This is a genomic window from Kordia sp. (genome assembly GCF_022447245.1).
Lineage (GTDB): Bacteria > Bacteroidota > Bacteroidia > Flavobacteriales > Flavobacteriaceae > Kordia.
This window is the reverse complement of sequence record NZ_JAKVBC010000016.1, coordinates 1-11,939: the sequence shown is the minus strand read 5'-3', so window position 1 is coordinate 11,939 and position 11,939 is coordinate 1. Positions and strand designations below refer to the sequence as shown.

At 32.9% G+C, this 11,939-nt stretch carries 8 protein-coding genes and 2 pseudogenes; 5 read left to right on the top strand and 5 right to left on the bottom strand.

Annotated features, from left to right (window positions below; translation table 11 throughout):
• The first annotated feature begins 158 nt into the window (after positions 1–158).
• Positions 159–667 (top strand): annotated as a pseudogene (locus tag MK119_RS12215) (hypothetical protein).
• Between the two features lie 44 nt (positions 668–711).
• On the opposite strand, the gene MK119_RS12210 reads toward MK119_RS12215, so the two are convergent.
• A complete protein-coding gene (locus tag MK119_RS12210; protein ID WP_290679059.1) occupies positions 712–1,875 on the bottom strand; it encodes a radical SAM protein in 1,164 nt (387 codons plus the stop codon).
• Entirely contained in the window at positions 1,875–2,837 is a 963-nt protein-coding gene (locus MK119_RS12205; RefSeq protein ID WP_290679056.1) for a hypothetical protein, read from the bottom strand. The genes MK119_RS12210 and MK119_RS12205 overlap by 1 nt, the downstream gene beginning before the upstream one ends.
• 257 nt (positions 2,838–3,094) lie before the next feature.
• Here MK119_RS12205 and MK119_RS12200 point away from each other — a divergent pair, with 257 nt between their 5' ends.
• Complete coding sequence (locus MK119_RS12200) at positions 3,095–4,153, top strand: nucleoid-associated protein (RefSeq protein WP_290679054.1); 1,059 nt, start codon at positions 3,095–3,097, stop codon at positions 4,151–4,153.
• A gap of 42 nt (positions 4,154–4,195) precedes the next feature.
• Here MK119_RS12200 and MK119_RS12195 read toward each other — a convergent pair whose 3' ends face one another.
• The 3 genes from MK119_RS12195 to MK119_RS12185 all read right to left on the bottom strand — a co-directional run bounded on the left by MK119_RS12195 (position 4,196) and on the right by MK119_RS12185 (position 5,999).
• Complete coding sequence (locus tag MK119_RS12195) at positions 4,196–4,438, bottom strand: hypothetical protein (RefSeq protein WP_290679051.1); 243 nt, start codon at positions 4,436–4,438, stop codon at positions 4,196–4,198.
• A 169-nt stretch (positions 4,439–4,607) separates the two neighbouring features.
• Entirely contained in the window at positions 4,608–5,657 is a 1,050-nt protein-coding gene (locus MK119_RS12190; RefSeq protein WP_290679048.1) for a hypothetical protein, read from the bottom strand.
• A gap of 153 nt (positions 5,658–5,810) precedes the next feature.
• The gene (locus tag MK119_RS12185) at positions 5,811–5,999 is read right to left on the bottom strand and encodes a hypothetical protein (protein WP_290679045.1); all 189 of its coding nucleotides are present in this window, start codon (positions 5,997–5,999) and stop codon (positions 5,811–5,813) included.
• 293 nt (positions 6,000–6,292) lie between these two features.
• Between MK119_RS12185 and MK119_RS12180 the strand changes: the two genes are divergently transcribed.
• The 3 genes and pseudogenes from MK119_RS12180 to MK119_RS12170 all read left to right on the top strand — a co-directional run.
• Positions 6,293–7,204 carry an ATP-binding cassette domain-containing protein gene (locus MK119_RS12180; protein ID WP_290679042.1) on the top strand — a complete coding sequence of 304 codons (912 nt, stop codon included), beginning with the start codon at positions 6,293–6,295 and terminating at the stop codon, positions 7,202–7,204.
• Positions 7,205–7,222: 18 nt separating this feature from the next.
• Positions 7,223–8,053 carry an ABC transporter permease subunit gene (locus MK119_RS12175; RefSeq protein WP_290679039.1) on the top strand — a complete coding sequence of 277 codons (831 nt, stop codon included), beginning with the start codon at positions 7,223–7,225 and terminating at the stop codon, positions 8,051–8,053.
• Between the two features lie 306 nt (positions 8,054–8,359).
• A pseudogene (locus MK119_RS12170) lies at positions 8,360–11,939 on the top strand (CUB protein); the annotation flags it as partial.

The following is an 11,939-nucleotide window of genomic DNA, read 5'->3' as shown; positions in this document are numbered from 1 at the left end:
AGTATAGTCACCCTAAATATAAAATTATAATGTAGGATAAAAAAGCTTTCAAACTGTTTATTTTTCTTCCTAACAATTAGAAAAAGAATAATTTTTAACAAAGCGTATCTTTAACAAAGAAAACTTTGTAAATTTGCAATCCCAATTTTTTAACGCGCATGATTTTTAGATTTAGAATAATATTAGACGCAACTGAAGATATCTTTAGAGATATTGAGATTCAGGAAGATGCAACGCTTGAAGACTTCAGTAATGCTATACACAAGCATTCGGTTTTGACGGAATGGAAATGGCGTCTTTTTATGTAAGTGATGATGAATGGAATCAAGGTGAGGAAATTTCACAATTTGATATGAGCGAAGGACAAGCTTCGGTTCGTTTGATGAATGAAACAAGTTTAGACAGTGCTTTTTCAGAAGATCAAACACGTATGATTTATGTGTATGACTTTCTAAATATGTGGACGTTTTTGGTAGAATTGGCAGAAATTGCAGAACCTATTCAGGGAATATCGTACCCAAATTTATTATTCTCTCACGGAATTTTGCCAGATAGTGCGCCTGACAAGCAGTTTGAAGCCGAGGAAGATCCGTATGGATTGGAAGGTGATGACGATTTAGACATCAACGATTACGATAGTTTAAACTTTGATGAAAACTGGAACTAGCTCCAACAAGCTCAGTATAAGTTTTCAGCAAGTTCTCTAAATAGTTATCCTTTATAAGTTGTCATTGCTTGCGCTACAAAAGAATACAACGGATTATAATGTTTTTGAATAAATAATTGGTTTTTCTCTTTCCAAAGTTTAGCGCTCATTTTATCTACAATAGGAATTAACATTTTTTCGTGGTGGCATGCCACTGGACTTGCTTTTGAAACACTTTTTGTAGAAGAATAATTAATACACGAACACCAAGTAGAACAACGATCTTTTAATTTGCACCCAGAGCATTCAGGTTTATCTTTTATGATATCTGATTGTAGTTGTAATAATTTAGAAGCAACAACACCTCCCTTAACTTTTCCTAATTGTACACTTTTATCTGCCTGATGTGCTGGTTTTACAAATTGCATACATGGATAAATATCTCCATTTGGAGCAATTGAAATTTGATTGTTTCCTATGCTACATTTATTCCCACATGCAACAGGTTTCTTTGTATGTGTTTGGATTCTTTCATCAAAACTACTCAAATAAAAATGCTCTACATTATTGCATCTTTCTTCATACCATTTTGATAACTTTTCGTATTCTGTGGCCAAAACTTCAAAATCCTGATACGTCCATTGTGCCGAATAATCCAATGTACAATTAATAAAATGTAGTCCTTGGTCATAAATCCAAGTGATATTATCGTATAATTCTTTTGAAGATTCAGGTGTAACTACACAAAAGGCATTTGTAAAAGGATTATATTTTAAGACACTTTTAATGGTGCGTTGCATGATTTTAGAATAATCGGAATTCCCAATCGTAGGTCGCTGTTTTTGCATGGTTTCAGGAGTTCCATCTAAACTCAATGACACCATAATATTTCTTTCCGTAAGTTCTTTCATCAAACTATCGGTAAGTAACAAACCATTTGTTGACAATTGACCTACTATTTTCACCTCATCTCCTAATCTTTTTTTAAATGTATCATGTATGTAAAAAAGTTGTTGTTTTTCCATCAAAGGTTCACCTCCTAAAAACGCAATAACTAGTTTGTTTGCTTTTTTTCGTTGTACTTCTCCTACTACAAAATCAATAGAAGCTTCAATAGTTGATTGCGACATAGATGCTTTAACTTTATCGCCAGCATAACAGTAGCTACAACGCATATTACAGTCGTGAGTAATATGAAAATTCACTGTATATTTAATCACTTTGCTCATTAAAATCTCCCTTCTGATTTTGCCCAATCTATAAATTCTTGAACGAGATTTTCTAAATCTTTTATGGCTTCTTTTTTTGTATCAGTTTCTTTTAAAACCAACTTCCCATTTTCATCTTTTTCATAAACACCAAACGAATTATATGCAAATCGACTATCATATTTTGAAAATGTAGCAATGCTTGTATCTTTCTCATCTACAATTTGCTCCATCTCTTTCAAATCAACTTTTTCATTATCATATTGTTCTAAAATTTCTTTTCCGTAGTCTACATCTAAATAATTTTTATTTTCTCTTAGATATGTTTCTATTTTTTGTTCTAGAGCATCATTTCGCCACAAGTATCTTTTTATTTTCAACAATTTATAATAACCTCTTTGCTTGATTAAGTTTTCAAAAAAGTCCTTTTCCTTTTGATAACCCTCATAACTATCTCCTACTTCTTTCATTAATTTGTTATGGGCATCCAAATCTTGTGGCAATAAAGCAGACTTATTTAAGCTGCTTCTCCATGAATTAAAACAATCAGAAGCAGTACTTTGATGATCGAGCCAAACATAGCCTATATTGTGTTTTTCATTGTATCCTGTTGCATTAAAACTCAATCCATTTTTAGAAATTGGAACCTCTTTTGAAAGTTCAATTTTATTGGCCAAAAATATAGAATCTATAATATCTACAGCGGTTTCACGATCAAGCCTATCAGGTAAACCTGTACCATACATCGCGTATGTGTGTGGGAAACCGAGTTCTTTAAACTTTATTGGATTTTCCTTTAATTCTGCAGTAGCATTAGAATTTGTTGAAAACGCAAAAAGCCCAAAAGCACCTAAAAGTGCAGTTGCATAGTATCCCGTTTTGGTAACCTTTCGAGACATTAATAAAGGGCTCTCATCAAGATAAGAAGGATAACGTGGTGTCTTATACTTTCGTATTGGTGTAACTTTTAGTCGATTTTTCATGATAATGCTTTTGTTTTTTGCATCAATAAAGATACCAAAAACAGGTTTTATCATAGAAAACTAAAACAAGTGTTTAATTTTTTTTGTCAGTATCATCTAAAATTATTTGTCTTTCATTGTGAATAAAAACAAGCTACGGCAAGTCATTTTATAACTTTTTTTCTAGTACTTTTGCCGAGCAACAAAAGCTTCTGTACAAATCAGATTTTGCTTTTGATGCTTTTATTCTCAGAAAACAAAATACAATACCCTAATAAATGATCAATTTATACAGTGCACAAGTAAATACGATTTCTATTCACAAGGTAGGAAACAAAAGTAGAAACGAAAATGTGTTTCTTTCTTCAGAGCCGTATCAATTAACGGACGAAATTACTCCACTATTAAAAGAATACTTCTTTAAACCATTCAGAGAAAAAGAAGAAAATTATTTTCAATTTACCAATGAAGTTGATTTAGAGTTCAATCAATTATTTACTATTGTAACTGATATTTTTAACGATCCTTCTACAGTTCATGAAAATTCAAAGAAAGTTACTTCTTTACTTTTTGAACAATCACAACATCCACATATTAAAAGTGGTGAAGTATATGTAGGACATTTTGAAAATGTAGTGATCGACAATGAAAAAGTAGATGCAGTTGGTATTTTCAAATCAGAGATTAAACACGATTTCTTGCAATTTGAAGAAAATGGAAGCAATATAGAAGTATTATTACAACAAGGGATTTCATTAAACAAATTAGATAAAGGTTGCATCATTTTTAACGTAAACAAAGAAGAAGGTTATAAAATCCTTTCTATTGACAGCAACAAATACGATACAAAATACTGGTTAGATCATTTCTTAGGTGTAGATGTATACGAGGATGAAAACTTTTACACAAAAAAATACCTAAAGTTCTGTCAAAACTTTGCTAAAGACGTAGTTTTCCCTGCGGAAGACAAAAAGGAAGAAGTAATGTTTATGAACCGTGCGGTAAATCACTTTGCCAAAAACGATACCTTTGAAGAAACTGAATTTTTAAATGATGTGATTGAAAACCCGGATTTAATTCCAGAGTTTAAACATTATAAAGTAGAAAAAGGTCCAAAATATAGCATTGAAGATGTTTCAGAATTTCCAATTGCCAACAAAGCGGTTTCTTCTGCGCGTAAAAGTATCAAAAATACAATCAGCTTAGATACCAATATTCAAATTAAAAAGGATTTTATCAATCCAGAATCTGCAGAGAAGTATGTAGAAAAAGGTTGGGATGAAGAAAAGCAAATGTATTATTACTTAGTCTATTTTAATAAAGAACAAAAAGGATAAAAATTAAAAGCCTTTACTGTTACAGTAAAGGCTTTTTTATACTTACGCCATATCATCTTCTTCATCCATAAGAATAATAAGTGGTTGAGGAGGATCGATTCTTGTTATTGGTGGTAGTGTTGTTAATGGATTTGGATAACAACCCGTTGTAGCATAATATCCTCCACAGGGAGAGTAACAAGACAAATCTTCACTATGATTTCCTCCTTTTCTAGAATTAATCTCGTTAACTGATGCAATAGACCTTTTATTTAAATTCAAATTCTTAATACTTCGTTTCTTCATAATTTAAAACTTTAATTGTTAATGTATCTTTTTGGCCTTTGCCATTTTCAGGTACTAAATTATTGAATAAACGAGCTTTACATGAAGAATATTTGCTGGATTTGTACGTTTGCACTCGGAGAAACTTACTATTTTATCAATTCATAAAATGATCGTTCAAAAGTTAATTTTATCGTTTCACATTCTCATAATTTCTACGCACAAAATGCAATGCTTCACTTAATATATTACCCATAGAAGTTAGATTTTTAAAATTTACATCTCTGGTAACTTCAAAAACGCGTTGTGTAAGCATTGCTACATTTTCTTTGGTCGATAAGGTATCTTGCTGCATACATGCCAATAATTCCTGAATACGATTTTCGGAACTCAACATTCGCTTTGCAATGATGGAACGTTCTTCTGCTTTGTATTGTTCTATGGAATCTGCTTGCAATTTTTCTCCAACCAATTTGACCATTTTATAGTTTTCTTTAAAAAACTGCGGCATATAAATTTTAAATTTCCCTTCATAACATTGTTGATCAAAATCAATCGCTCTGATTTTAAAAACAACATTGTCAAAATCATGTGTCGGTACAATGACATAATTATAGGAACGCATGTCTCCTAACAATCGAATCATACAACGTTCGTTGAACTTTACAAACTCTTTCGCAATTTGTGCCTTTTCGGAGGTAGTGCAATCATTGAGCATATTTTCAATAAAAACATCCCCTGGAATTCCTGCTATATGCTCTTCTATCAATGTATTTTTATACACTAAAAAATTCAGGTTATTGGGAGATAAAATATGCTCCAACTCCAAACCATAAATTCTAGAAGCATCAGCGGTTTTTACATAAAAATAGATGTAATTATCATTTATAATATTTCGAATTTTAACTCGGAATGGTTTTGAATTTCCAAACGTGCAATAATCGATCGCATCTACATTTAGGTATTGAATAATATCTTCATTTCCATCGGAATGTAGAATAGAATACACCTTTTTCAGGCTTAAATCTATTTCTTCACGTTCAAATTCATTGTAATAGGTACGTACCCAAAGTGTATCATTTCCTTTTGCATCATGCAAAACAATAGAGCCTTGAAACCGCAGTAAATCGTCATAAAATATGGGGATTTTTATGGTTCTTCCATGTTCAGACAAATATTCACTAAGTAATGTATTTACTGGAAATGCAGGTTTTTTTTTGGATATTATTGGTTCTTCCATTGATGGATTGTATTTTGATTTTGTATTCAGATTTAAAAATACAGTATCTTATCAAAAAAACTTGCGTTACGGTTTAAAAACTCAAAACAAAAACCTTTACTTCAACAGTAAAGGCTTTCATCTTATATTTTTATTGAGTATAATAGATACTTCCTAGCCGGGAAATCCATCCAAACAAGCTTGGCGCGAAGAATCAACTACACAATAACCATTTCCTACATAAAAACCATCGCATCTATTACAATCAGCTTCGCTTACACCGCCATTGCCTCCTGTAATTTTTGATTGTGCAGTTTTGTTTAATTCCGAAACTCCTTGAATTTTTAAAATACTTTTTAACATAATTCTCTAATTTTAATTTGCCTACTCTATTTACGATTCGGTTTTTCAGCTTTCACCATTACTAGTACGTATTAGTGAATCTAAAGTAATACGGAATTTTAATCATTAAGCTAATTTCAAGCTAGAATTGGTTTGTTTGTACCCATTCATACGTGATTTAACAGCTTTTTAGAAAAATCTAATTTTAAATTAAGATTTCAATAAGATATTGTTTTTAAAAAGCTTTCTGTATATTTTGTAACAATTTTAAAAATCAGTCGTCAAGTATATATCAATCAAAAAACTATATCACTTTGAAAAATGCAAATACCATCCTCACATTACAAAATCTGAGTAAGAATTACAAGAACGTCAAAGCGGTACAAGACTTATCATTTACCATCGAAAAAGGCAATGTTTACGGTATTTTAGGACCAAACGGAAGTGGAAAATCTACTACGTTAGGAATGGTTTTAAATGTTGTAAATAAAACCTCTGGAAACTTTAATTGGTTTAATGGCAAAGTTGCTGTACATGATGCTTTAAAGCGTGTCGGAGCAATTATTGAGCGTCCAAATTTTTACCCATATATGACGGCTTATGACAATTTAAAGCTGGTTTGTAAAATTAAAAACGTATCTAAAGATAAGATTAATGAAAAACTAAAAATCGTTGGTCTTATCGATCGTAAAGACAGTAAGTTTAAAACGTTTTCTTTAGGAATGAAACAACGTTTGGCTATTGCTTCTGCTCTATTGAATGATCCAGAAATTTTAATTTTAGACGAACCTACAAACGGATTGGATCCCCAAGGAATACATCAAATTAGAGAGATTATTAAAGACATCGCAACGCAAGGAACCACGATACTATTGGCTTCCCACCTATTGGATGAAGTTGAAAAAGTATGTTCGCATGTGGTAATTTTACGCAAAGGCGTAAAAATCTATTCGGGTCGCGTAGATGAAATGGTGGCGAGTCAAGGATTTTTTGAGGTAAAAGCTGATAAAGAAGCTGAACTCATTGCTTTTTTAGAAAAGCATGAGGCTTTTGGTACAGTAACTAAAGAAGGAGAAATTATCAAAGCTTTCCTTACAAAACCCTTAAATGCAGCCGATTTCAACAAAGCTATGTTCGATCAAGGTATTGTGTTATCGCACCTAGTAAATCGTAAAGAAAGTTTAGAAGAACAATTCTTGATGCTTACTGAAAACCAATCTAACTAATTTTATCCAGCTACGACTATGTTACGTTTATTACAAATAGAATTCCAAAAATTATGGTTAAACAGAACCAGTAGAATATTAATTTATATCTCGTTTGTTTTTCCTCTATCTATATTAATCCTTTCCTCAATAAAAATTAACTTCTTCGGATTATTCACTATTGACTTATCTGAAACACAAATATTTGAATTTCCTTATATTTGGCATATTACAACGTTTTTTATTGCCTTTTTCAAGTTTTTCTTTGCCATTGTCGTCGTCTCCATGATTGGAAACGAATACAGCAATCGGACATTGAAGCAAAACCTTATTGATGGTATGAGCAAAAAAGATGTCATTCTCTCAAAGTTTTACTTCATTCTAGCATATAGTCTTGTTGTAACGGCACTTGTGTTTGTAATTACCTTATTTTTAGGAATAATGCATTCTCCTTCTGCTGACTTATATTTTGATACCATTTTTAACGGTTCCGAATTTATCTTAGGCTACTTTGCAAAACTCCTCACATTTTTTAGTTTATGTTTATTTGTAGGAGTATTGATCAAGCGTTCTGCATTTTCATTAGGTTTCCTATTCATCTTGTACATCGCTGAAATGATCTTTTATGCGTTGACAAAATTCGAATGGGCAAATGAAGAAACTGCCAATACGATCTTTCAATTCATGCCATATACATCTTTATGGAATTTGATAGATCAACCTGTAATACGAATGGCAAACGTAAACAATCCAACAGAGATTATGGCAACAGATTATGCTGTACATTGGTATGAAATTGTCATAGCGCTTTCGTGGACTGCCATTTATATCTTTTTATCCTACAGATTACTCAAGAAAAGAGATTTATAACAAAATAGTATATAAATCAAGTAGATTTTACAGAAAGAGCGAAGCAATTCGCTCTTTTTTTAGTTGGTAATTATTATATTTGACGGCTATTGAGTATGGAAAAATTGCTATGAAGTATCTCACTATAAAAAAAACCATCGTTTCCCCATATAATACGTAAAAGCTGGTAACTTTTATAAATTGTTATTTCAATCATACTCGCATTTAAAAAAGAACAATTCTCAAAAATATAAAATAATAACTCCACAAAAGAGTTATTAAACTGGATTATTGAGCATTAAATGTTTTAGAAAATATCAATTACAGATGAAAAAAATTTTACTATTCATTCTTATTACCCTTCCAACAATCTTATTTGCACAAGGTGAAGCCGCTAACTGGTATTTTGGTCAAAATGCTGGCTTGCAATTTGATCCTGACACAGGAAATGTAACTGCTGTTACAGACGGAAGTCTAGACACCTTAGAAGGTTGTGCTACAATATCCACTCCAGATGGAAACTTATTATTTTATACTGACGGAAGGACAGTTTGGGATAGAAATCACACAGTAATGCCCAATGGAGATTATTTTGGAGTTACTGGAAATTCTACTGGTCTTTTTGGAGATCCATCTAGCACTTCTTCTGCTCTCATAGTTCCAAACCCGCAAGACCCAAATATTTACTATATTTTCACGGTTGATGAACCACATCACGAAAACTTGGATAATATTGACAACTTTCCTCTAGAGCAAGATGACAATCAAAACAACGGTTTAAATTATTCTGTTGTAGATATTTCGGTAATTGGTTCTAATGGATCAATTGGTGATGTTATTGAAAGAAATACTCCCTTAATTTCCTATGACATTAACAACCCTCTTGAAGCTGCTTATAAATGTTCTGAAAAAATCACTGCTATAAAAAGTGCTGATTGTGAATCGTTTTGGGTGTTAACTCATTTTTCTGACAGTTTCTATGCATACAAAATCGAAGGCACAGGAGTTGTTACAACTCCTGTTATCAGTACTACACCAACTGAAATTCCTATTTCAGGATATCGTAGAAATGCACTTGGGTATTTAAAAGCATCTCCTCAAGGTGACAAACTAGCCGCTGCACATTTAGGATTGACAAATGTTGAAGGAGGAAATGGTCCTGGAAAAGTGATGTTATATAACTTTGACAATGATACAGGAATTGTTAGTAATGAGTTAGAATTGTATGACGGTGATGCTCCTTACGGTGTAGAATTTTCTCCAGAAGGAACAAAACTATATGCAACTATTGGATTGGGAAATAGTGGAGCAGGAAATAGCTTACTTTTACAATATGACTTATTAGCAGCAGATATCCCAGGTTCTCAATTTACTGTAGATAATTCCTCTACATTTTCTGCTGGGGCCATCCAAGTAGGAATCGATGGAAGAATTTATCGAGCTTTACTTGACTTTAATGATATCAACAATACAGGACGCTTTTTAGGTGTAATTGAAAATCCTGAAGCTGTTGGTGCCGCAGTTGTTTATAATGAAAATGGTATATTGCTAGATATAACCAATACAAACACAAATCTGTCTAGAATTGGATTACCTCCTTTTATCCAATCACTATTTGCAACGCCAGTTGATATTATACGAAATGGAGTCTCTTCCACAGAACTATCCTTATGTACAACGCAAAGTTATACATTGATGGCCGATGATATTCCAGGAGCTACTTACACTTGGACTCTCAATGGAAATCCTTTGGCGGAAACTACTTTTCAATTAGATTTAACGAATGTAACTTTAGCTGATGCAGGATTGTATGAAGTTCAAATTGAACAAAATAATGGTGAATGTCCTTTGATGGGAGAAGCCAATGTTATGATATTTACATCACCTACAGCAAATCCAATTGAAGATCAGCTAATCTGTGATGATGACAATGATGGTTCGTGGACTTTAGACTTAGACTCGTTTACTTCAACTGTACTAAACGGACAAGATGGGATGCAATTTACAGTAACCTATCATGGAAATCAAGCGGATGCAGACATGAACATGAATCCTCTAACTACTCCATATACAAATCAAGTTGCTTATGGATTGGAAACTATTTTCATTCGTATTGAAAATAATGATAACACTGTTTGTTTTGATACAACTTCATTTGATTTTGACGTGTTTGATCAACCAACAGCTAATACGGTAATGAATTATGAATTATGTGATGATACCGCTGATGGAGACGATACCAATGGTTTTACTACTTTCGATCTTTCTACAATAGATACAGAAGTTCTTGGTGGACAAGACAATATGCAATTCAATATTACCTATTATGCCAATCAAGCAGATGCAAACGATTCTATGAATGTATTACCAACTATGTATGTAAATACTACTGCTGGAGGAAATTCAATTGTAGCCCGTATAGAAAATATTGAAAATCCAAACTGTTTTGATACCGTAACTTTTAATGTAATTGCACATCCACTTCCTGTAATCATGCAACCTGTTGCTTTAAGTCAATGTGATGATGATACGGATGGTTTGTCTGATTTCAACCTTACAGAAGCAAATACTTTACTTTCAGCAGATGCAGCCAACGAAACATTTACTTACTACACAAGTTTAACAAATGCCGAAAATGCTACGAGTCCAATTGCAAATGACACTGCGTATAATAGTGGTAATGGCGGACAAGTTTTTGCAAGAATTGAAACTGTAAATGGTTGTTTCCGTACTGCGGAAGTAAACTTAATTGTTGCAGCAACACAAATTCCAGATACTTTTCAAGTGAATTATGAAATTTGTGATGATGATGTAGTCGATGGAGACAACACCAATGGAATAGCTGCATTTGACTTTAGCGATGCTGATGCACAAATCAATGCTTTATTTACGGCCTCAGGTCAAACACTTACAATCACTTATTACGAAAACTTTGCAGATGCTTTAGCTGAAGAAAATGCCATTGTAGATATTAGTAATCACAGAAATGATGCTTCTCCAAATGTTCAAAATATTGTTGTTCGTGTGGATAGCGACGCTAACAATGCTTGTTTAGGTTTAGGAGAACATATTACGCTCACCGTAAATCCTTTACCAGACCTAAATCCTGTGACTAACTATGTGGTTTGTAGTGACATTGCGAGCCAATTTACTTTCGATTTAACAACCAAAGATCCAGAAGTAATCAACGGACAAGCCAATATTGATGTCACCTATCATGAATCACAAGCAGATGCTGATACAAATACAGCTGCTATTGTGAGTCCATATACTACATTTCCAAGAACCATATATGTACGTGCAGTCAATACAATTACTGGCTGTGTGAATACTGCAATGAACTTTGATTTAATCATCAATGAAAATCCTGTAGCCATTATGCCTGCAGATTTAATTGTCTGTGATGAAACACCTTTTGATGGCCTTACTTCTGTAGATTTAAACGCTCAGTCAGCTGCTATCTCAGGAACTCAAACGGATGTCTCTGTACAATACTTCCTTAGTCAAGCGGATGCGGATAATAATACAAATCCATTAGCTGTTCCTTTTTCAAATACAAGTAATCCACAAACCATATATGTACGTGTAGAGCATGGAATTACTGGTTGTTTCAGTACAACAAATTTTAATATCGTTGTGAGTGAAGCTCCTATTTCAAACGCTCCTACTTCATTAGAATACTGTGATACGGACAATGACGGAATCGGAATCTTTGATTTAACCAATGCAGAGAGTGAGATTACAGGAGGTGTATTGCCAGGACAGGTAACAGTTACTTATCACGAAACACCAGAAGATGCTGATAATGATGTGAACGAAATTCCAAATGCAACAGCTTATGGAAACATTAACCCACACAACCAAACGATCTATGTACGTGTAGAAAATGTACTTACAGGATGTTTCA